The 21127-nt window shown below is 69.0% G+C and carries 24 protein-coding genes; 12 read left to right on the top strand and 12 right to left on the bottom strand.

What is annotated here, in order from left to right:
- The first annotated feature begins 7 nt into the window (after nucleotides 1–7).
- Complete coding sequence (locus AU196_RS06810) at nucleotides 8–1150, top strand: acyl-CoA dehydrogenase family protein (RefSeq protein WP_059094339.1); 1143 nt, start codon at nucleotides 8–10, stop codon at nucleotides 1148–1150.
- Nucleotides 1151–1261: 111 nt separating this feature from the next.
- Here the strand turns inward: AU196_RS06810 and AU196_RS06805 are convergent, their stop codons facing one another.
- Nucleotides 1262–2002, bottom strand: coding sequence for a fasciclin domain-containing protein (locus tag AU196_RS06805; protein WP_059094338.1), 741 nt, complete (start codon nucleotides 2000–2002; stop codon nucleotides 1262–1264).
- A gap of 208 nt (nucleotides 2003–2210) precedes the next feature.
- On the opposite strand from AU196_RS06805, the gene AU196_RS06800 reads away from it, so the two are divergent.
- The 3 genes from AU196_RS06800 (at nucleotide 2211) to AU196_RS06790 (ending at nucleotide 4704) form a co-directional block, all read left to right on the top strand.
- Entirely contained in the window at nucleotides 2211–2729 is a 519-nt protein-coding gene (locus tag AU196_RS06800; RefSeq protein ID WP_059094337.1) for a gamma carbonic anhydrase family protein, read from the top strand.
- Nucleotides 2730–2797: 68 nt separating this feature from the next.
- Nucleotides 2798–3946 (top strand): NAD(P)H-binding protein, encoded by a 1149-nt coding sequence (locus tag AU196_RS06795; protein ID WP_059094336.1) that lies wholly within the window; start codon nucleotides 2798–2800, stop codon nucleotides 3944–3946.
- Complete coding sequence (locus AU196_RS06790; RefSeq protein ID WP_059094335.1) at nucleotides 3943–4704, top strand: CPBP family intramembrane glutamic endopeptidase; 762 nt, start codon at nucleotides 3943–3945, stop codon at nucleotides 4702–4704. The genes AU196_RS06795 and AU196_RS06790 overlap by 4 nt, the downstream gene beginning before the upstream one ends.
- On the opposite strand, the gene tet(V) is transcribed toward AU196_RS06790, so the two are convergent.
- Complete coding sequence (gene tet(V), locus AU196_RS06785) at nucleotides 4701–5975, bottom strand: tetracycline efflux MFS transporter Tet(V) (protein ID WP_059094384.1); 1275 nt, start codon at nucleotides 5973–5975, stop codon at nucleotides 4701–4703. The two genes, AU196_RS06790 and tet(V), sit on opposite strands and share 4 nt — an antisense overlap.
- A gap of 74 nt (nucleotides 5976–6049) precedes the next feature.
- Entirely contained in the window at nucleotides 6050–6868 is an 819-nt protein-coding gene (locus AU196_RS06780) for an enoyl-CoA hydratase (RefSeq protein ID WP_059094334.1), read from the bottom strand.
- Nucleotides 6869–6970: 102 nt separating this feature from the next.
- Between AU196_RS06780 and AU196_RS06775 the strand changes: the two genes are divergently transcribed.
- Genes AU196_RS06775 through AU196_RS06765 form a run of 3 tightly spaced genes read left to right on the top strand, consistent with a single transcriptional unit; the run spans nucleotide 6971 to nucleotide 9885 of the window.
- The gene (locus AU196_RS06775; RefSeq protein WP_059094333.1) at nucleotides 6971–8062 is read left to right on the top strand and encodes a CaiB/BaiF CoA transferase family protein; all 1092 of its coding nucleotides are present in this window, start codon (nucleotides 6971–6973) and stop codon (nucleotides 8060–8062) included.
- 40 nt (nucleotides 8063–8102) lie between these two features.
- Nucleotides 8103–8855, top strand: a complete 753-nt coding sequence (locus AU196_RS06770; protein ID WP_059094332.1) for a 3-hydroxyacyl-CoA dehydrogenase — start codon at nucleotides 8103–8105, stop codon at nucleotides 8853–8855.
- A gap of 31 nt (nucleotides 8856–8886) precedes the next feature.
- Nucleotides 8887–9885 carry an NAD(P)H-dependent flavin oxidoreductase gene (locus AU196_RS06765; RefSeq protein ID WP_059094331.1) on the top strand — a complete coding sequence of 333 codons (999 nt, stop codon included), beginning with the start codon at nucleotides 8887–8889 and terminating at the stop codon, nucleotides 9883–9885.
- A gap of 74 nt (nucleotides 9886–9959) precedes the next feature.
- Here the strand turns inward: AU196_RS06765 and AU196_RS26265 are convergent, their stop codons facing one another.
- Nucleotides 9960–10091, bottom strand: a complete 132-nt coding sequence (locus AU196_RS26265) for a hypothetical protein (RefSeq protein WP_011561444.1) — start codon at nucleotides 10089–10091, stop codon at nucleotides 9960–9962.
- Between the two features lie 83 nt (nucleotides 10092–10174).
- Nucleotides 10175–10720, bottom strand: coding sequence for a DoxX family protein (locus tag AU196_RS06760; protein ID WP_059094330.1), 546 nt, complete (start codon nucleotides 10718–10720; stop codon nucleotides 10175–10177).
- A gap of 169 nt (nucleotides 10721–10889) precedes the next feature.
- Between AU196_RS06760 and AU196_RS06755 the strand changes: the two genes are divergently transcribed.
- On the top strand, nucleotides 10890–13172 hold the full coding sequence (locus AU196_RS06755; protein ID WP_059094329.1) for an MMPL family transporter: 2283 nt from the start codon (nucleotides 10890–10892) through the stop codon (nucleotides 13170–13172).
- A gap of 16 nt (nucleotides 13173–13188) precedes the next feature.
- Nucleotides 13189–13821 carry a class I SAM-dependent methyltransferase gene (locus AU196_RS06750; RefSeq protein WP_059094383.1) on the top strand — a complete coding sequence of 211 codons (633 nt, stop codon included), beginning with the start codon at nucleotides 13189–13191 and terminating at the stop codon, nucleotides 13819–13821.
- Nucleotides 13822–13832: 11 nt separating this feature from the next.
- Here the strand turns inward: AU196_RS06750 and AU196_RS06745 are convergent, their stop codons facing one another.
- Nucleotides 13833–14546, bottom strand: coding sequence for an NAD-dependent deacylase (locus tag AU196_RS06745; protein ID WP_059094328.1), 714 nt, complete (start codon nucleotides 14544–14546; stop codon nucleotides 13833–13835).
- 36 nt (nucleotides 14547–14582) lie between these two features.
- On the opposite strand from AU196_RS06745, the gene AU196_RS06740 reads away from it, so the two are divergent.
- Entirely contained in the window at nucleotides 14583–14948 is a 366-nt protein-coding gene (locus AU196_RS06740; RefSeq protein ID WP_157546102.1) for an Rv1152 family transcriptional regulator, read from the top strand.
- A gap of 10 nt (nucleotides 14949–14958) precedes the next feature.
- Here AU196_RS06740 and AU196_RS06735 read toward each other — a convergent pair whose 3' ends face one another.
- The 3 genes from AU196_RS06735 to AU196_RS06725 are packed head-to-tail and all read right to left on the bottom strand — an operon-like array spanning nucleotide 14959 to nucleotide 17152.
- Entirely contained in the window at nucleotides 14959–15795 is an 837-nt protein-coding gene (locus tag AU196_RS06735; protein WP_059094326.1) for a class I SAM-dependent methyltransferase, read from the bottom strand.
- Nucleotides 15792–16331, bottom strand: coding sequence for a DUF1697 domain-containing protein (locus tag AU196_RS06730; protein ID WP_059094325.1), 540 nt, complete (start codon nucleotides 16329–16331; stop codon nucleotides 15792–15794). The genes AU196_RS06735 and AU196_RS06730 overlap by 4 nt, the downstream gene beginning before the upstream one ends.
- Nucleotides 16328–17152 carry a class I SAM-dependent methyltransferase gene (locus AU196_RS06725; RefSeq protein WP_059094324.1) on the bottom strand — a complete coding sequence of 275 codons (825 nt, stop codon included), beginning with the start codon at nucleotides 17150–17152 and terminating at the stop codon, nucleotides 16328–16330. Before AU196_RS06725 ends, AU196_RS06730 begins: the two co-directional genes overlap by 4 nt.
- A 29-nt stretch (nucleotides 17153–17181) precedes the next feature.
- On the opposite strand from AU196_RS06725, the gene AU196_RS06720 reads away from it, so the two are divergent.
- Nucleotides 17182–17625 (top strand): PPOX class F420-dependent oxidoreductase, encoded by a 444-nt coding sequence (locus AU196_RS06720; RefSeq protein WP_059094323.1) that lies wholly within the window; start codon nucleotides 17182–17184, stop codon nucleotides 17623–17625.
- A 54-nt stretch (nucleotides 17626–17679) separates the two neighbouring features.
- Nucleotides 17680–17847 (top strand): DUF5302 domain-containing protein, encoded by a 168-nt coding sequence (locus AU196_RS25780; RefSeq protein ID WP_197415722.1) that lies wholly within the window; start codon nucleotides 17680–17682, stop codon nucleotides 17845–17847.
- Here AU196_RS25780 and AU196_RS06715 read toward each other — a convergent pair.
- From AU196_RS06715 to AU196_RS06705, 3 genes are read right to left on the bottom strand one after another with little or no spacing between them, the layout of a single operon-like run.
- Nucleotides 17844–19022, bottom strand: a complete 1179-nt coding sequence (locus AU196_RS06715) for an MFS transporter (protein ID WP_197415721.1) — start codon at nucleotides 19020–19022, stop codon at nucleotides 17844–17846. The two genes, AU196_RS25780 and AU196_RS06715, sit on opposite strands and share 4 nt — an antisense overlap.
- Nucleotides 19023–19078: 56 nt before the next feature.
- Nucleotides 19079–20704, bottom strand: coding sequence for a monocarboxylic acid transporter (locus AU196_RS06710; RefSeq protein WP_502687221.1), 1626 nt, complete (start codon nucleotides 20702–20704; stop codon nucleotides 19079–19081).
- Nucleotides 20701–21054, bottom strand: a complete 354-nt coding sequence (locus AU196_RS06705; RefSeq protein ID WP_353647239.1) for a DUF485 domain-containing protein — start codon at nucleotides 21052–21054, stop codon at nucleotides 20701–20703. The genes AU196_RS06710 and AU196_RS06705 overlap by 4 nt, the downstream gene beginning before the upstream one ends.
- Between the last annotated feature and the right edge of the window lie 73 nt (nucleotides 21055–21127).

The raw sequence follows: 21127 nt of genomic DNA, 5'->3' as shown, positions 1-21127 counted from the left end.
ATCAACGATGAAGCGAACGATCTACGACGCCGAGCACGAGGCGTTCCGCGAGACCGTCAAGGAGTACATCGAGCGTGAGCTCGTCCCGCACCACGAGAAGTGGGAGACCGAGCGCATCGTGGACCGGTCGGCGTACACCGCGGCGGGCAAGTACGGGCTCATCGGGTTCAACATGCCCGAGGAGTACGGCGGCGGCGGTTCGGACGACTTCCGGTTCAACGCGATCATCGACGAGGAGATCGCCAAGGCCGGTGTGCACGGACCCGCGCTGAGCCTGCACAACGACGTCGTCGGGCCGTACTTCAAGGACCTGACCAACGACGAGCAAAAGAAGCGCTGGCTGCCCGGCATCACCAGCGGCGAGACGATCATCGCGGTCGCGATGACCGAACCCGGCGCAGGCAGCGACCTCGCCGGCATCCGCACCTCCGCGGTGCGTGACGGTGACGACTGGATCATCAACGGCTCCAAGACCTTCATCTCGTCGGGTATCAACTGCGACCTGTGTGTCGTGGTCGCCCGCACCGATCCGGAGGCCGGGCACAAGGGCTTCTCGCTGTTCGTGGTCGAGCGCGACATGGAGGGCTTCACCCGCGGCCGCAAGCTCGACAAGATGGGCCTGCACAGCCAGGACACCTCCGAACTGCACTTCGAGAACGTGCGGGTGCCCAGCGCCAACCTGCTCGGCAAGGAGGGTCGCGGCTTCTACCACCTGATGACCAACCTGCCCTCGGAGCGGCTCTCGATCGCGATCTCGGCGATCGCCGGGGCGCGCGCGGTGTTCGACGAGACCCTGCAGTACACCAAGGACCGCAAGGCCTTCGGCCAGCCGATCGGCAGCTTCCAGCACAACCGCTTCCTGCTCGCCGAGATGGAGACCGAACTCGAGGTCACCGAGAACTACATCGACCGCTGCCTGCAGGGTGTGGTCGACGGTGAGCTGACCGCGGTCGAGGCGGCCAAGGCCAAGTGGTGGGCCACCGAGGTCGCCAAGAAGGTCGTCGACCAGTGCGTGCAGCTGCACGGCGGCTACGGCTACATGCTCGAGTACCGCGTGGCGCGGGCCTACGTCGACGGTCGCATCCAGACGATCTTCGGTGGCACCACCGAGATCATGAAGGAGATCATCGGCCGCGACTTGGGTGTTTGAGTCGGCTCGCCGACGTGGCGTCTGAGTCGGCGTCTGAGCCCGCCACCAGACACAGAATCGCCCCCTTTCCTCGGAAAGGGGGCGATTCTGTGTCTGGTCGCGACTCGGGTGTCAGCCGATCGGAGCGTCCGCGGCCGGGATGTCCGCCGCCGCGGCCGGGGTCGCCTCGGCCGGCAGCGGTGCCGAGTCCGCCGACTCGGCGGAGCCCGACGACGCGGGCGAGGTGCCCGACGGGGTGAGGGCCTCGGGCGCCGCGGCCGGATCGAGCACGGTGTCGATCAGGTAGATGCGGGCGTTGGCGGCCGGGATGCCGCCGCAGATCACCTTGGCGGTGTCGTTGACCTTGATGTCGCCGTTGGTGCCCACGACCTTGATCTCGGCGCCCTGCTGGGTGGCGCGCTGCCCCTTGACGTCGGCGGGCCCGAGAAGGCCGAGGAAGACGTGGTAGTAGTCCAGGTCGGTCAGCGCCGCCGGGTTGGCCTTGAGCGCCTCGAGCTGCTGCGGCGGCAGCTTCGCGAACGCCTCGTCGGTCGGCGCGAACACCACGTACGGGCCGTTGTCGAGCACGGAGGCGACGTTGACGGCGGGGTTGAGTCCGCCGGAGATCGCGGCGCTGAAGGTGCTGATGTCCGGGATCTGAGAGAGCACCTGGCTCACCGGCTGGTTGATGAAGTTCTTCCAGGTCGGCACGGCGGCCCGGAACGGATCGCAGTCGCCCTCGAGGTTGGGCAGCGGGGTCTCCACCGACGACGGTTCCGCCGGTTGGGCGTATGCAGTCGCCGAGAGGGGCAGGGACACGGCGATGGCGGCGACGCCCACAGCGGCGCCCAGTGTCCTGGTACGGGTGTTCACGATCGGCTCCTCAGCTCGTCAGGACGCCTGCCGATGGGCGGCGTCGGGCCGGCTACCTATGCGGCGCCGCTTCGGATCGTAAGGGCACGAATTGGTCACGGCCAACTCGTCCCGGGCCTCCGCGGCGGCATGAAGGGGTCTGGCCTGCGGCGATGTGGTTTGTTACGTTGGTTGTCTCACACTCGCGGGGGCCGCCTACGATGACGCCATGCCGGAACCGCTGATTGTCGCCCTGGGCGAGCACGCACCTGATCTGCACGACACCGCGTGGGTGGCGCCGAACGCCGCCGTGATCGGTCGGGTGACTCTGTCCGCGAAGGCCAGCGTCTGGTACGGCGCCACCCTGCGGGCCGAGGCCGAGCCCATCGAGGTGGGTGCGGGCAGCAACATCCAGGACGGCGTGACCGTGCACGTGGACCCGGGCTTCCCCGCCGCCATCGGCGCCAACGTCAGCGTCGGGCACAATGCCGTGCTGCACGGCTGCACGATCGAGGACGACTGCCTGATCGGCATGGGTGCGGTGGTCCTCAACGGGGCCCGGATCGGTCGCGGCTCGTTGGTCGCCGCCGGAGCGGTGGTCGCCCAGGGCGTCGAGGTCCCGCCCGGTTCGCTGATCGCCGGGGTGCCCGGCAAGGTCCGCCGTGAACTGAGCGAGCAGGAGGTCGACGGCAACCGTACGAACGCGCTGCTCTACCAGCATCTGGTGGACATGCACCGCCGGCCGTGACGGCGAATGTGGCGTAGCAAACGGCGTCACGACGGTTCCCATCCGGTGTGCCCGGGTACCTACCTACGGTGAAAAATGTGCGAGTCCTGGTCACCGGCGCCACCGGATACGTCGGATCGCGGCTGGTCAGCGCCCTCGTGGACGCCGGAGCCGACGTGGTGGTGGCGAGCCGCACGCCCGATCGGCTGCGCACCTTCGGGTGGTACGACGATGTGACCTCGGTCGCACTCGACGCCCAGCAACCGCAGTCGGTCAGGCAGGCGCTCGCCGAGGCGGGTTCGGTCGACGTCATCTACTACCTGGTGCACGCGATCGGCCAGCCGGACTTCCGCGACACCGACAACCGGGCCGCCACCAACGTCGCCGAGGCCGCTCGTGAGGCCGGCGTCGCCCGGATCGTCTACCTCGGCGGTTTCGTCCCCACCGACGAGACGCTCTCCGAGCATCTGGCGGGCCGCGCGGAGGTCGCCGAGGCGCTCACCGTCCCCGACGGGCCCGACGTCGTGTGGCTGGGGGCCGCGATCATCATCGGCGCGGGGTCCACCTCGTTCGAGATGCTGCGGTACGTCGCCGACCGGTTCCTGGTGCTGCCGATGCCGAAGTGGGCGGCCAACCCGATCGACCCGATCTCCATCCGCGACGCGCTGCACTATCTGGTCGCCGCCGCCGACACCGAGAAGGTGCCCGCGGGCGCCTACGACATCCACGGTCCGGAGACCACCACGTACGGCGAACTGCTGCAGAAGTACGCCCGGCTGGCCGGGCGGAAACGTGCCCCGCTGCCCGTGCGCGGCATCGACACCTCGCTGGTCTCCCAGCTGAGCGGGCTGGTGCTGCCGGTCCCCGGCGGCCTGGCGGGCGATCTCATCGAGAGCCTCGACCATCCGATGACCGCGTCCAAGGACGGGTTGCGGGATCTCGTCGACGACCCGGCGGGCGGGTTGACCGGAGTGGACGAGGCGATCCGGCGCTCGCTGTCCCCGCAGCGTCCGCGACCGGTCAACAGGCTCGTCGACGTGCACCACCTCGCCGACACCGACCCGGTGTGGGCCGGCGGCGACAACGAACGCATCACCCGGCTGGTCCGCCCCGTCACCCCGTCGATCGCCCGGCCCGCGCTCGGGCTGCTCGGCCTGGTCCCCGGACCGGTGGCGGCCGCGATGCGCACCGGTCTGGACACCCTCGTGAACCTGGTACCGAAAGGGAAGCCGGCATGACCCAAACCGACCAGTCGTCACCGACCCCCGCGCCGTGCGACGAACGGACCGGTTTCCTCCGGGAGGCCCGCGGTGTCGTCCTGAGCGTCGCCGCCCCGGCCGCCGAGTGGCCCGCGGTGATCCGCCGCCGCAGGATCATCGTCGGGATCTTCGTCGTCATCGGGTTCGGCCTGCTCGGCTACTCGCTGTCGATCCCACCGGGTGACCCCGACTTCTACTGGTTCACCGCCGGACTGGCCGTCTGGTGGACCCTCGGCGCCTTCGTCTCCGGCCCACTTCATCTGGGCCGCATCTGTTTTCGCAGCCGCAACCAACGGCCGGTGATCACCGGCACCGCCGTCGGACTGGCCCTCGGCGGCGCGTTTCTGCTCGCCGGGCTGGTGGCCCGGGAGATCCCGCTGATGCGGGAGTACGCCGTGCGGGTGCTCGAACACGCCAACGTGGGCGCGCTGTGGCTGGTCGTCATCATCACCGTCGTCAACGGTCTGGCCGAGGAACTGTTCTTCCGGGGCGCGCTGTACACCTCGCTGGGCAACCGCTGGAACGGCTGGTGGGCGGTGCTCTGGTCCACGGCCATCTATGTGGTCGTCACCGGCGTGAGCACCCAGAACTTCATGCTGGCCATCGCCGCGATCGTGCTCGGCACCGTGTGCGCCCTCGAACGCCGCGCGACCGGGGGAGTGCTCGCCCCCATGCTCACCCACTTCTTCTGGGGTCTGGTCATGGTGCTGGCACTGCCCCCGATCTTCGGCGTCTAACGCAGCGGATTAGCCAACTCGTCGCGCGGCATCCGCGCCGCCGTCAGCGCGACCGCCGCCAGCAGGGCCGGGGCGAGGCCGGCCACCACGAAGATGGTCTCCATCGAGATCACCTTCGACAGCGGGCCGACGATCGCGAACGACACCGGCATGAACGCCAGCGAGACGAAGAAGTCCAGGCTCGACACCCGGCCGAGCATGTCGGTCGGCACGCGCCGCTGCAGCAGCGTCCCCCAGATGACCATGCCGGCGCCGTCGGTCACCCCGATCACGAAAGTGGCGGCGGCCATCAGCGGGAACGACGATGTCGTGCCGACGACGACGAGCGGGATCGAACCCGCACCCCACATCGTCATCATCACCGTGAGGTAGCGCCGCGGCATCCGCACCGACGAGACGGCCAGGGCGCCGAGCGCACTGCCCACACCGAAGAACGCGAGGATGAAACCGTAGGCGCGGGCTCCGTCGGCGAACCGTTGCTGGGCGATGAACGGCAGCAGCACCTCGATCGGGCCCAGCACCACCAGCACGAACATGCTGGCGAACAACAGCGTCGACAACAGCCACGGCGTGCGCAGCATGAACCGGAACCCGTCGCGCAGGTCGTGGAGGGCGCGGGTTCGCGCGGCCTCCTGCGGGGCGTGCGCCGGACGGGTGGCGACCAACAGCAGGAGGCCGAGGCCGAACAGCGCCGCGACCACGACCGCCCCGACCGACGGCAGCGTTGCGCCGACCACCATGCCGGCCACCGCGGGCCCCACGGACCGCTGGAACACCGGGCGCACCACACCCTCGACGCCGTTGGCGGCCAGCAGCTGATCGGCGGGCAGGATGCGGGGCAGGATGGCGCTGTAGGCGGGGAAGAAGAACGCGGCCGCGACACCGAGGACGGCCGCCGCGACGGCGAGGTGCCAGATACGCAGGGCGCCAACCATTCCCAGAGCGGCGACGACGCCGACCGCCAGGAAGTTCACCGCTTCGACGACGATGATGATGGCGCGCCGATCGAACCGGTCCGCGGCGATTCCACCGACGAGGACGAACGCCACCAGGCCGACGCCGAGACATGTGGCGACCAGCGACAGCGCCGCAGGATCGTTGTCGAGCGCGATGACCTGCAGCGCCATCACGACCGTCCAGATGCCTTCGGCGAAGATCGACAGCGAGACCGCGGCCATCAGGAGCCGGTACTCGCGGAAGGCGAAGGGGGCGAGCACGCGCCATCGGCCGGCGTCGCGCGCTGGCTTCCGATCGAGGGTCGGCGTACTCACCACTCGATGGTCGTCGACGAGCTGCGCCTCAGTCCAACGATTTTCGGGTCAGAACAGGTCGGCGCGCTCCCGCGTCAGTGATCGGTGAACGAGGCGCTGCGGCGCTCCTGGAACGCCCGGGTGCCCTCGCGGAAATCGTGCGAGGCCAGCAGTTCGAGCTGTCCCTCGGTCTCGCGCCCCAGCGCACCCTCGAGTTCGGTGAGAGTCGACGCGTTGATGGCCTGCTTCGTCTTCCGCAGCGCCACGGCCGGACCCGACTTCAGCAGTCCCAGCACCTTGTCGACTTCCGCGTCGAACTCCTCGGCGGGATGCACCGCGGTCACCAGACCCCAGTCGTAGGCCTCGGCCGCCGTGATCCGCTCCGCCAGCAACGCCATCCGCATCGCGCGGATCCGCCCCACCGCCGCGGCGAACAGCGCCGACGCGCCACCGTCGGGCATCAACCCGATTTTGGTGAACGCCAGCATGAAAAACGCCTTCTCCGAAGCGATCACGACGTCGGCCGCCAGCGCCAGCGAAGCCCCGACGCCGGCCGCCGGCCCCTGTACCACCGCGACCACCGGCTTGGGCGCCGCGACGATCGCGCGCACCGCACGGTTGGCCGCGTCGAGCACGGCGTTGATCCCGACCTCCGCCTTCTTCGTCTGGTCCTCTTCGCTGATGCCCGCGCCCGAACTGAAGCCGCGCCCGGCGCCGCCGAGCCGCACCACCTTCACCGCCGGGTCGTCGGCGGCCCGGTCCAGCGCGTCGGCGATCCCGTTGAGCATCTCGGCGGTCAGCGAGTTGAGGCTGTCCGGCCGGTTCAGCCTCACCGACAGCACCCCGTCGTCGAGCGTCACGGCGAGGTCGTCGATGCTGACGTATGTGCCGGTATCGGAGTCGGTGGTCGTCATGGCTACACCTTCGCATGAGCGGGGCCGTTGGCCCGTGGCCGGTCGAGAAGGTTATACAAGTAAGCTATGTCGGCGGTCAACTACTCCGAAGGGGCGGTAGAAATGGCGGGACCACTGCAAGGCCTGCGTGTCGTGGAATTGGCCGGTATCGGCCCCGGTCCGCACGCGGCGATGATCCTCGGTGACCTGGGTGCGGACGTCGTCCGCATCGAGCGCCCCGGCAAGGGCCCCGGGATTCCGACCAAGGGAAGCGACCACCTCCTCCGCAACCGGAGATCGGTCGGCGCCAACCTCAAGACCGACGAAGGCCGCGAACTGGTGCTGCGGCTGATCGCCAAGGCCGACGTGCTCATCGAGGGCTTCCGGCCGGGCGTCACCGAGCGGCTCGGGCTCGGCCCGGAGGACTGCGCCAAGGTCAACGAGCGGCTGATCTACGGGCGGATGACGGGCTGGGGCCAGACCGGTCCGCGCAGCCAGCAGGCCGGACACGACATCAACTACATCTCGCTCAACGGTGTGCTGCACGCCGTGGGCCGCGCCGGCGAACGTCCGGTGCCGCCGCTGAACCTCGCCGGTGACTTCGGCGGCGGGTCGATGTTCCTGCTCGTCGGCATCCTGTCGGCGCTGTGGGAGCGGGAGCGTTCCGGTAAGGGTCAGGTCGTCGACGCCGCGATGGTCGACGGATCCAGCGTTCTGGCGCAGATGATGTGGGCCTTCCGCGCGATGGGCATGTGGTCCGACGAGCGCGGGGTCAACATGCTCGACACCGGCGCTCCCTACTACGACACCTACGAGACCTCGGACGGGCGCTACGTCGCGGTCGGCGCGATCGAACCGCAGTTCTACGCCGAACTCCTCGACAAGCTCGGCCTCGACCCGGCCGGGTTGCCCGATCAGAACGACATGAGCCGCTGGCCGGAATTGCGTGCCCGCCTCACCGAGGCCTTCGCCGAACACGACCGTGACCACTGGACGAAGGTGTTCGCGGGCAGCGACGCCTGCTGCACCCCGGTGCTCTCGTTCGCCGAGGTGGAGAGCGAACCGCACAACACCGAACGCGACACCTTCTACCGGGAGGGCGACTTCCTCTTCCCGGCGCCGGCACCGCGGTTCTCCCGGACCGTGCCTGCCACGCCCACCCCTCCGGGCGCACCGGGCGCCGACACCGAAGCAGTGCTCAACGACTGGGTCTGACCGAAACCAACAGAACGAACCAAAAGAAAGGTATGTGCGAGTGGAAATCAAAGACGCCGCCGCCGTCGTCACCGGCGGAGCATCGGGTCTCGGCCTGGCCACCACGAAGCGGCTCCTCGACCGGGGTGCCTCCGTCGTGGTCATCGACCTCAAGGGTGAGGAGGCCGTCAAGGAGCTCGGCGACCGCGCCAAGTTCGTGCAGGCCAACGTCACCGATCCCGAGCAGGTCAGCGCAGCGCTGGACGCCGCGGAGCAGATGGGGCCGCTGCGGATCAACGTCAACTGCGCCGGTATCGGCAACGCGATCAAGACGCTGAGCAAGAACGGCGCCTTCCCGCTCGACGAATTCAACAAGGTCATCCAGGTCAACCTGGTCGGCACCTTCAACGTGCTGCGGCTCGCCGCCGAGCGCATCGCGAAGACGGAACCGGTCGGCGAAGAGCGCGGCGTCATCATCAACACCGCCTCGGTCGCGGCGTTCGAGGGTCAGATCGGTCAGGCGGCCTACTCGGCGTCCAAGGGCGGCGTGGTCGGCATGACCCTGCCGATCGCGCGGGACCTGTCGCGTGAGCTGATCCGCGTCTGCACCATCGCGCCCGGTCTGTTCAAGACCCCGCTGCTGGGTTCGCTGCCCGAAGAGGCGCAGCGCTCGCTCGGCCAGCAGGTGCCCCACCCGGCACGGCTCGGCGATCCCGACGAATACGGCGCGCTGGCGACCCACATCATCGAGAACCCGATGCTCAACGGCGAGGTGATCCGCCTGGACGGCGCGATCCGGATGGCTCCGCGATGAGCGCTTGCGCGAAGAGCCGAGGAGACCGCTGATGGCGCTGCACACCAAGTTCACCGAGACGTTCGGTGTCGAGCACCCCATCGTCCAGGGCGGTATGCAGTGGGTCGGCCGTGCCGAGCTGGTCGCGGCCGTGGCCAATGCGGGCGCGCTCGGGTTCATCACCGCGCTGACCCAGCCGACGCCTGCCGATCTGGCCAACGAGATCGCCCGCTGCCGGGACCTGACGGACAAGCCGTTCGGGGTGAACCTGACGATCCTGCCGACGATCAACCCGCCGCCGTACGACGAGTACCGCCAGGTCATCGTCGACGCCGGCATCAAGATCGTCGAGACGGCGGGCTCCAATCCGGCGCCGCACCTGCCGATGTTCCACGACAACGGCATCAAGGTGCTGCACAAGTGCACCTCGGTGCGCCATGCGGTCAAGGCGCAGAGCCTCGGTGTCGACGGCATCAGCATCGACGGCTTCGAGTGCGCCGGTCACCCGGGCGAGGACGACATCCCGGGGCTGGTGCTGATCCCGGCGGCGGCGTCGAAGATCGACATCCCGATGATCGCGTCCGGTGGCTTCGCCGACGCCCGCGGCCTGGTCGCGGCGCTGGCGCTCGGGGCGGACGGCATCAACATGGGGTCCCGGTTCATGTGCACCGAGGAGTCGGCCATCCACCAGAAGGTCAAGGAAGCGATCGTGGCGGGCACCGAGCTCGACACGGAGTTGATCTTCCGGCCGTTGCGCAACACCGCGCGGGTGGCGAGCAACGCCGTCTCGCGGGAGGTCGTGGAAATTCTCAACCGCGGCGGGCAGTTCGAGGACGTGAAGGATCTGGTCGCCGGCAAGCGCGGCGTGAAGGTCTACGAGATCGGCGATCTGGACGCCGGAATCTGGAGCGTCGGCACGTCGATGGGATTGATCAACGACATCCCGACGGTGGGTGATCTGGTGAGTCGGATGGTCGAGGAGGCCGAAGAGCTCATCACCGGTCGACTGGCCGGGCTGGTTAAGCCCGCTGAGGAGCCGGTCGCGGTCTGACGCTGGTCAACAGTTGACCCCGCAAGGGTCAGCAAACTGCTGATGGACACGTGCGCCCGATCGGGCGCACGTGTTCACCCGGCTTGAGCGAGTGGGCTCCAGTCGTCGAGCTGCTCGGAGGTGTCTCCCTCGACGAGGAAATCGCCGTGGTAGAGGGCCTCGAAATCAACTTTGATGACATCGGCACTGGTGTCGTCGATCCACATGACACTGAGCGTATGAGTCACTTTTAAGGATTCATTGAGTCACGGTTCGGAAAATGGTGGCAATACTACTTTTGGGTAGGTTTCTAGCCAGTAGGTGCCGTGACGTGCAGGGGATTGGTCCCGTTCAGCGCGATCCAGGTGACGACGGCGGCCACGACCGCCACCCCCAGGAGAATCCACGCCGTACGCGTCGACCAGCGGATACTGGTCGCCACCCGGGCGTCGACGGAGTAGGCGCCGGCCCCCGCGAACAGCAGCGCCGTCGCCCCGATCGCCACCAGGAACGGCACGTTGAACGGCTCGGACCAGAACGCCGCGCCGGACACGTTGACCGCCCAGGCGTCGAGCATCGCGGCGACCACCGCCGTCGCCGCCAGCGGGGTCAGCACCCCCAGCAGCAGTCCGATACCGCCGAGCGTCTCCGCCGCGGTGACCATGAACGCCGCCAGGTCGGGCAGGCGCCATCCGCCGGCCTCCATGAAACCGGCGGTGGTGCTGAAATCGAACGCCTTGATCAGGCCCGCCTGCAGCATCGTCGCGCCGACGCCGAGACGTAGCACCACCAACGCGATGTCGGTGCCGGTGGAGGTCTGAGTGGTGACGGTGGTGTCCACATCTGTGCTGGCCATGGTCTCCGTACCTTGTGTGTCGACTGCTACTGGGAGCCGTTCCCATCATCGTCTAGACCGGCCGGCGCGTCACTTCTCATCGCCGGGTCGGCGTCACGGGTTTGAAAGATTCGCCAACCGTTTCCGTGGTTACAAGTAGCCAATCGGTTCGGGCGAGAGGACGCGCGCAGTGCTGTCACGAATTGCCAGGTCGGCGATCGCCTCGCCGAAACGGATCCTGGTCATCGCCGCCCTGGTGGTGACGGCGGCCGGCCTCTTCGGGCTGTCGGTGAGCCAGAGCCTGTCCGCGGGCGGATTCCAGGACCCCACCTCGGAGTCGGCACGCGCCACCCAGACGCTCGTCGACAAGTTCGACCAGGGCGATATGGACCTGATCATCAGCGTGACGTCCGACGCCGGCGCCCAGGGTCCGGCGGCCACGGCCGTCGGCACCGCCATCGCCGCCGAACTCGAAGCCTCCCCGCACGTCGCGGGGGTGGCCTCCACCTGGACCGCCCCGCGAGAAGCGGTCCCGGCCCTGCTCAGCCAGGACCGCAGGACCGGTCTTATCATCGCCGGGATCACCGGTGGCGAGAGCGGTGCGCAGAAGCACGCCAAGGAGCTCACCGACCGGCTGGTCTACGACCGCGACGGCGTGACCGTCCGCGCCGGCGGTGAGGCGATGACCTACGTCGAGATCAACCGGCAGACCGAGAAGGACCTGCTGACCATGGAGCTGATCGCGATCCCGCTCAGCTTCGCGGTGCTGGTGTGGGTCTTCGGCGGGCTGCTCGCCGCCGCGTTGCCGGTGGTGGTCGGGTTGATCGCGATCGTCGGGACGATGGCCGTGCTGCGGCTGCTCACGATGGTCACCGATGTGTCGATCTTCGCGCTCAACCTGTCGATCGCGATGGGTCTGGCCCTCGCGATCGACTACACCCTGCTCATCGTGAGCCGGTTCCGCGACGAACTGGCCGACGGCGCCGACCGCGAACGCGCGCTCATCCGGACCATGGCCACCGCCGGCCGCACCGTGCTGTTCTCGGCGCTGACCGTGGCGCTGTCGATGGCGACGATGGTGCTGTTCCCGATGTACTTCCTCAAATCGTTCGCCTACGCCGGCCTCGCGGTCGTGGGGTTCGCCGCGACGGCCGCGATCGTGGTCGCTCCGGCGGCGATCGTGCTGCTCGGGGACCGCCTCGACGCCTTCGACGTGCGCCGGTTGCTGCGACGCCTGCGGGGCAGACCCGAACCCACGCCCAAGGCCGTGGAGCAGACGTTCTGGTACCGGTCGACGAAGTACGTCCAGCGCCGGTCCATTCCGATCGGCGTGGCGATCGTGGCGCTGCTCCTCGTGCTCGGTGCACCGTTCCTCGGCATCAAGTGGGGTTTCCCTGACGACCGGGTGCTGCCGCAGTCGTCGTCGGCACGCCAGGTCGGCGACCAACTGCGCAACGACTTCGCCGTCGACACCGCCACCGACGTCACCGTCGGCGTCCCGGACACCGGCGGTCTGACGCCGGCCGACATCGACGGGTACGCCGCGGACCTCTCCCGGGTCCCCGATGTGCTCAGCGTCGCCGCACCGGGCGGCACCTACGTCACCGGGGCCCGGGTCGGCCCGCCCTCGGCGGCCGGCGGGCTGAACGCCGGAAGCGCCTACCTGACCGTCGCCACCAACACCGAACTGTTCTCCGACGCCTCGGAACGCCAACTCGACGCCCTCCATGCCGTCGCGACTCCCGGCGGGCAGGACGTGCAGTTCACCGGCACCGCGCAGACCAACCGCGACAGTTCGCAGTCGATCACGTCCCGGCTGCCGCTGGTGCTCGGCATCATCGCCGGGATCAGCTTCGTGCTGTTGTTCCTGCTGACCGGTAGCGTCGTGCTCCCGTTGAAGGCCCTGCTGCTCAACGTGTTGTCGCTGTCGGCGGCGTTCGGCGCGCTGGTGTGGGTCTTCCAGGAGGGCCACCTCGGGGCGCTCGGCACCACGCCGACGGGGACATTGGTCGCCAACATGCCGGTGCTGCTGTTCTGCATCGCGTTCGGTCTGTCGATGGACTACGAGGTCTTCCTGATGTCGCGGATCAGGGAGTTCTGGCTGAAGTCGGGCCGCCCCGGCGCGGACGGGACCGTACCCGCCCCCCGCGTCCGGAATGACGAGAGCGTTGCGCTGGGCCTGGCCCGGACCGGTCGCGTGGTCACCGCCGCGGCGTTGTTGATGACGATCTCGTTCGCCGCGCTGATCGCCGCGCAGGTGTCGTTCATGCGGATGTTCGGGGTCGGGTTCACGCTGGCGGTGCTCGCCGACGCGACGCTGATCCGCATGCTGCTGGTGCCGGCCTTCATGCACCTGATGGGGCGCTGGAACTGGTGGGCGCCGAAGCCGCTGGCCCGACTGCACGAACGGTTCGGCATCAGCGAATCCGAGCAGACCGAGCACCCCGAACCGGTGGCGGCGCGCCCGGCCTGAGTAGAGGATGGGACCGGTGAGCGCCGACGTCGACAACCCGTTCTTCGCCCGCCTGTGGACGGCCATGTCCGGTCACGAGACCGAACAGATGCGGCGAATGCGCCGCGACAACCTCGCCGGACTCACCGGCCGGGTGCTGGAGGTCGGCGCGGGCACCGGAACCAACTTCGCGCACTATCCGCCGTCGGTGACCGAGGTGGTCGCCATCGAACCGGAGCGCCGTCTGGCCGCGCACGCCCGCGACGCCGCGTCGCATGCGCCCGTGCCCGTGACCGTGACCATGGAGAGCATCGAGGACTTCAGCCCCGCGCAGCCCTTCGACGCCGTCGTGTGCTCGTTGGTGCTGTGCTCGGTCGACGATCCGGACAGCGTTCTGCGACAACTGTTCTCACTGCTGCGGCCCGGTGGCGAACTGCGCTACCTCGAGCACATCGCCGGGACCGGCGCGCGGGCCGGACTGCAGAAGTTCGCCGACGCGACGGTGTGGCCGAGGATGCTGGGCAACTGCCACACCCACCGCCACACCGAAACGGCGATCACCACGGCGGGCTTCGGAGTCGAGGCCGCCCGACGGGAACGGATGTTCCCGTCCTGGGTGCCGCTGCCGGTGTCGGAAGTGGCGATCGGCCGGGCGGTGCGGCCCGCCTGAGCGGCCGCGGGCTACGGCAGCAGCTCGGGGAGGCGTTGCAGCAGCGTCGGCAGTGCGCCCACGGCGGTCTCTCGTAGCGACACCGTCGCGCTGTCGGACAGCGGTGTGCGCTCCGGGTTGATCTCGACGACCGCCGTCCCTCGGGCCAGCGCCATCTCGGGCAGGCCCGCGGCCGGGTAGACGATCGAGGATGTGCCCACGACGACCACCACGTCGGCGGTGAGGACCGCGTGGACCGAGCGCTGCCAGGCGGCTTCGGGCAGCGCCTCGCCGAACCACACCACATTGGGGCGGATCAGCCCACCGCACGGGCACTGCGGCGGGTCGACCGCCTCGACGGGTTCGGGCATGGTCGGCAGCGTGCCCTCGAAGCGTGAGCCGCAGGCGTCGCACTGGAACTCGAACAGGCTGCCGTGCAGGTGATACACGTTCCGGCTGCCCGCCCGCTCGTGCAGATCGTCGACGTTCTGGGTGACCACGTGCACGTCGGCGTGGTCCTGCCACGCCGCGACGGCGCGGTGGCCGTTGTTGGGCTGCACCGCATCCATCATGTAGTGGCGCCACAGGTACCAGGCCCAGACCTTCTCGGGGTTCGCCCGCCACCCCTCGGCGCTGGAGATCTCGTACGGATCGACCTTGGCCCACAGACCCGTCTCGACATCACGGAAGGTCGGCACCCCGCTCTCGGCGGAGATGCCGGCCCCACTGAGCACCGTCACCTGCACATGTCCAACTTAACCGGTGTGCGAGATACTGGGCACGTGGCCGGTTTGGGGGAGTGGTTGTCGGTCGACGCGAGAGCGGCCCGGCCCCTGTTCGACCAGTTGCGGACGCAGATCATCGACGCCGTCCGCGACGGCCGACTCCTGCCCGGAACCCGGCTGCCGACGGTGCGTGAACTCGCCGGACAGATGGGCCTCGCGGTCAACACGGTGGCGCGGGCATACCGCGAACTGGAGAGCGCGGGTGTCCTCGAGACCCGCGGACGGTTCGGCACCTTCGTCTCGCGCGTGGACCCCGCGGACGCCGCGATGGCGACCGCCGCGCAGAGCTTCGTCGACACGGCCAGGGCGCTCGGCGTGGAGAAGTCCGAGGCGTTGCGCTACGTCGAGTCGGCGTTCGACTGAGGCCGGGCGGTCAGCCGAACTCGAGCAGCGTCCAGACCGGTCGCACGGGGTCGAAGACCGGGAGCCGCTGGACCGTCCACAGCAGCGCGTTGAGCACCCGTCCCCGGCCCTCCGGTAGCGGCACGTCGTGCACCGCGCGAATACCGGGCACGCTGTCCACCAGCGCGGCGGCCCCACCGGCGCTGAGGCTGAACGGCATCGGGGGCACCCTGTAGCGCAACGACGTCCGCATACCGTTGCGGGCCCACCAGGCGAACCACGACGGCGGCAGGTCGAACATCATCTGGCCGCCCGGGAACCGCTGCGCGCACGCGCTGATGAGCGACATGGCCTCCTCGGGCTGCAGGTACATCAGCAGTCCCTCGGCGGTGACGAACACGCCCTCGGAGTCGTCGACCCGGTCCATCCAGGTGAAGTCCAGCGCCGACTGGGCGCAGACCTCCACCCGGTCCGACGGCGGCAGCAGCTTCTGCCGCAGCTCGACGATCGGCGGGAGGTCGACGGTCAGCCAGCGGAACTCGTGACCCGCGCCCGACGCGTCCAGCCGGTGGAAGCTGGTCTGCAACCCCTCGGCGAGCGCGACGACCGTCGCTCGCGGGTGGGTGCGCAGATAGCGCCGTGTGTACTCGTCGAACCCCTTGGCCCGCAACGCCATGTCCTGGCGGCGGCTCGGACCGAACTTGCCGAAGTCGACGTCGATCGACTCGACCAAACGGATCGCCATCGGGTCGTCGATGAGTCCGTCGGGGCGGCGCGCCTCGTTGGCGCGGACCTGCAGGGTGAGCAGCGCCGTCTCCGAGACCCCGGTCAGCGCGCTGCCGTCCACCTTCGGCGGTGTGTTCGTCACTTCGCCGAATCTACCGAACGCAGCACCTTGTCCAGGGTGCGCAGATTGCGGGTGGTGGTCGAGGACCTGTAGCGCTTCTTGCCCATCGTCTTGCCGATGGTGGTCTCGAGCGTGCCCGACTTCGGCACCTGCCAGTAGACGACGCCGTCGCCGCGCGCGATCTTCTCCTCGGCGCGGGCGGCGTCCGCCAGCGCCGCGAGTTCGTCGAGCACCTGCTCGTCGGTGACGAACGTGACGTAGGAGTGGTGGCCCTCGACGTCGCGCTCGAACGGGTACGCCCCCGAGACGGCCGCCACGGTGGCGACGTCGTAGGCCAGCACCCAGGCGTCGTAGCCGAACCGCTCGCGCAGCGCCTGCTCGGCGGTGCGGCGCACGGCCGCCACGTCGGTGTCGCTGTCGAGCAGGACGTTGCCGCTGGCGAGGATGGTCTTGACGGCGGTGAAGCCGGCGTCTTCGAACGCGGCCGCCACGTCGGCCATCTTGAGGTTGACGCCCCCGACGTTGACCCCTCGCAGGAAGGCCACGTAGCGGGTCATGACGCGAACTCCAGCAGGGTGATGCTCGGTCTGCCGCGGCGGTGCACGGGCACCCGGTCCAGCGGCGGCCAGGACAGCGCGTTGAACAGCCCGCGCCCGCGCGGCATCGGAATGTCGTGGGCGGCCGCGACGCCGGGGATCCGGCCGGGCAGGGCGAGGCCCTCGTCGGCGGTGAGGGCGAACGGCATCGGCGGCGTCACATACCGGTCGGACAGTCTGAGGCCCCTGCGGGTGCGCCGGCTCAGCCAGTGCGGGATCGAGTCGAACATCATCCGGCCGCCGGGGAAGCGCGCGGCACATGCGGTGATCAGTGACACCACCTGCTCGGGTTCGAGGTACATCAGGAGCCCCTCGGCGGTGATGAACACCCCCTGCCCGGTCTCGACCCGGCCGGTCCACGTGAGGTCCAGCGCGGACTGCGCCAGCGCGACGATGCGGTCGTCGGCGGGCAGGAGCCTGTCACGCAACGCCATCACCGGTGGGAGATCGACTGAGTACCAGGTCAACTCGTCGGCCACCCCCATCCGGTCCAGCCGCCAGAGGCTGGTCTGCAACCCTTCGGCGAGCGCGACCACCGACGCCTTCGGGTGCGCGGCGAGGTATTCGGCGGTGGCCGTGTCGAAGGCACGCGCCCGCAGCGCGTGCGACTGGTTCGGCTTGCCGAACTTGAGGTAGTCGTAGTCGATCGCGTCGAGCAGCGTGACGGCCCACGGGTCGCGGATCGTCCCGTCGGAGCGCTTCGCCTCCGTGGCCCGGTTGTGCAGCGTCCACAACGTGGTCGCCGAGACGCCCTGCAGAATGCTGCCGTCGATAGCCGTCATGTGCCGAGTATGGAACGTAGGCTCGCAGCATGGTGCGCCAGGTGTTCGACGACAAACTGTTGGCCGTGATCAGCGGTAACTCGCTGGGCGTGCTCGCGACGATCAAACGCGACGGCCGCCCCCAACTGTCGAACGTCTCGTACCACTTCGACGCCAGGGCGGTCGCGCTCGAGGTGTCGATCACCGAGCCCAGGGCCAAGACCCGCAACCTGCGCCGCGATCCGCGGGCGTCGATCCACGTCAGCTCCGACGACGGATGGTCCTACGCGGTCGCCGAGGGCGACGCGATCCTCACAGCGCCCGCCGCCTCACCCGACGACGACACCGTCGAAGCGCTGATCACGTTGTACCGCAACATCGCCGGAGAACATCCGGACTGGGACGACTACCGGCGGGCGATGGTGGACGACCGTCGGGTGCTGCTCACCCTGCCGATCAGCCATCTGTACGGGATGCCCCCTGGCATGAGGTGAGCGCGGCGGGAAAACGAGACGACGGCGGGTGCGGGCACGCGATACGCTGCCGGCATGGCTGAGCAACCGGACGACGACACCAAGCGCAGGTTCCGGGAGGCCCTCGAACGCAAGAAGGCCAATTCGGGTGGTGCCGCCGGACAGCGCAACGGCGGACCGAAACAACCCAAGGCGCACGGTCCGGTCGAGAACCGCCGCGAATTCCGCCGCAAGAGCGGCTAACGCACCCGGGTCCGCTCCCGCGCCAGGATGGCGATCAGGCACACCGTGGCGAGAACGGCGACGGCGATCGCGAACCCGACACCCGCGGTCTGCAACCCGACCGCCTGCGCGGCCAGGCCCTCACCGATCACCGGCAGCGCGATCGCCACGTAGGCGACGACGAAGTACGTGGAGCTGACCTCGGCGCGCCGTTCGGGCGGTGTGCGTTCGGCGACCGCGGCCAACCCGCGGCTGAAGCTCATCCCCTGACCGGCGCCGGCGATCACCGCCGCGGCGATCAGCCCGGGCAGCGACGAGAAGCGCAGCGCCACAGCGAGAACCGTCATCCCGACCACGAGGACCGCGCAACCGACGGCCACCGCCCGCGGCGGCGGGACCCGGTTGGCCGCGACCTGGGTGACCGCGGAGGCGGCGAAGATCGAGCAGACGATCGCGCCGGCCAGCGCGTGATTCTCGATGCCGACGACCTCGTCGAGGAACGACGGCGCCACCGCGGTGAACAGCCCGGTGACGGCGAATCCGGCGAAGGCCGCCAGGGCCGCGATCACGAACACCGGCCGCGCCTCGGGCGGAACGGAGAGCCGCTGAAACCCGATGCGGCCGCTGCGCGGCGAGGTCTCGGGAACGACGAGCACGGCGACACCGGCCAGGACCGCCATCGCGATGTGGACGGTGAACACCAGATCCAGGGGCTGCGGGGCGTACTGGACGAGGAGCCCGGCCAACAACGGTCCGGCCCCCAGCCCGCCGATGTTCGCGACCGTCGCCACCGCGGCCGCCCGGGAGCGCCAGCGGTCCGGGGCGGCCTCGATGACCGCCGCGGTCCCCGTCCCGGTGAACAGGCCGGCCGACAGACCCGACAGCACACGCCCGACCAGTAGTGCGGCCACCGAATCGGCGACCAGGAACACCGCGGCACTGGCGATCGCGAACCCGACGCCGGCCAGCAACATGGGCCGCCGGCCGACGGCGTCGGACCACCGGCCGAACGCCAGCAGCGCCACCAGCACACCGCCCGCATACGCCGCGTAGATCACCGTGGTGGTGAACAACGCGAAGTCCATCCGCTCGGCGTAGAGGGCGTAGAGCGGAGTGGGCACCGTGGTGCCGAGCATGGTCACCGCGAACGCGTAGGCCAGCAGGGCGAAGGCGAACCGGCTCAGGGGACGCGGCACGGCATCCGACGGTAGGGGACGGTCGACAACGGCATCGCGTCGGCTCGGCGGGCCCGTCAGTGTGCGACGGCCTTCTCCGCACCCACGCCGGTCAGCGAGCGGACCTCCATCTCGGCGGCGATCGCCGGATCCTCGTCGTCCGGCGAGGTCAGCGTCCCGACGATGCCGAGGAGGAACGCCAGCGGGATCGACACGATCCCGGGGTTGGCCAACGGGAACCACGCGAAGTCGACGCTCTTGATCATCGAGGTCGCGGTGCCGGAGACCGCCGGTGAGAACACGATCAGCACGATCGTGGAGGTCAGCCCGCCGTACATGCTCCACAGCGCACCGCGGGTGTTGAAGCGCCGCCAGTACAGCGAGTAGAGGATGGTCGGCAGGTTCGCCGCCGCCGCCACCGCGAACGCGAGCGCCACCAGGAATGCGACATTCTGTTCGCGGGCCAGGATGCCGAGCCCGATCGCGAGCGTCCCCAGCACCACCGCGGTGATCCGCGAGATCTTGACCTGTTCGCTCTCGGTCACCTGATGGCTCTTCATGACGCTGGCGTAGATGTCGTGCGCGAAGGACGCCGACGCGGTGATGGTCAGACCGGCGACCACCGCGAGGATGGTCGCGAACGCCACCGCCGAGATCACGCCCAGTAGCACGACGCCGCCGAGTTCGAACGCCAGTTGGGGCGCAGCGGAGTTCACGCCGCCGGGTGCGGCCAGGATGCGGTCGGGACCGACCAACGCCGCGGCGCCGTAGCCGAGGATCAGCGTGAACAGGTAGAAGGCGCCGATCAGCGCGATCGCCCAGACCACCGACCGGCGTGCCTCCTTGGCGGTGGGCACCGTGTAGAAGCGCATGAGCACGTGCGGCAGACCCGCGGTGCCGAGCACCAGGGCGAGCGCCAGCGAGATGAAGTTGACCTGTGTGGTGAGCGAGGCGCCGTACTGTGCGCCGGGAGCCAGCACGTCGCGCGAGGCGACCTTGGTGTCCTCGCTGCCACTGACCATCGACTGTGCGGCGCCGAGGATCTCGGAGAGGTTGAAACCGAACTTGGCCAGCACCATCACGGTCATGATGCCGGCGCCGCCGATCAGCAGCACCGCCTTGATGATCTGCACCCACGTGGTGCCCTTCATCCCGCCGACCAGGACGTAGACGATCATCAGCACGCCGACGACGGCGATCACGATCGACTGCCCGAGGCCGCTTTCGATGTTGAGCAGCAGCGCGACCAGCACGCCCGCGCCTGCCATCTGCGCAAGCAGGTAGAACAGCGACACGGCCAGGGTGTTGGTGGCCGCCGCGAGACGCACCGGACGCTGCTTGAGCCGGAAGCTCAGGACGTCGGCCATGGTGAACTTGCCGGTGTTGCGCAGCAATTCGGCAACCAGCAGCAGCGCCACCAGCCAGGCGACGAGGAAGCCGATCGAGTACAGGAACCCGTCGTATCCGTAGACGGCGATGGCGCCGGCGATGCCGAGGAAGCTCGCGGCCGACAGGTAGTCACCGCTGATCGCGATGCCGTTCTGCGGGCCGGTGAAAGCGCGGCCCGCGGTGAAGAACTCGGTGGCGGTGGCGTTCTTCTTGCTGGCCCGGATGACGATGAAGAGCGTCACGAGGACGAACAGCGCGAAGATCGCCATGTTGGCAACGGGGTTGCCGATGGTCTCGGCGGCGAGCACGGTCACGGTGCGTGGCCTTCCAGTTCTGCGCGGATCTCCGCGGCGCGCGGATCGATCACCTTGTTGGCGTAGCGGACGTAGATACCCGTGATCAGGAAGGTGGTGACGAACTGGCCGATGCCGATCAGCAGGCCGACGTTGATGTTGCCGAACACCCGGATCGCCATGAAGTCGGTGGCGAAGGTGCTCAGCAGGACGTACGTGGTGTACCAGATGAGGAACGCCGCGCTCATCGGGAACACGAAGCGGCGCAGCCTGTTCCGCAACTCCTGGAACTCAGGGCTGGCCTGCATGGCCAGATACTGGTCACCGCTGGGCATCGCTGCCTCCCGCGGTGGAAGATCCGTTTCGGACACCGTGACTCCTGACCTCGTCGTGTGAACCAGTTCTCGGCTGAAACTAGATGAGATGCAGGTCACATACCCGCAC

Origin of the sequence: Mycobacterium sp. IS-1742 (assembly GCF_001500125.1) — a bacterium.
Taxonomy (GTDB): Bacteria; Actinomycetota; Actinomycetes; order Mycobacteriales; family Mycobacteriaceae; genus Mycobacterium.
This window is presented reverse-complemented; position numbering and strand designations above follow the sequence as displayed.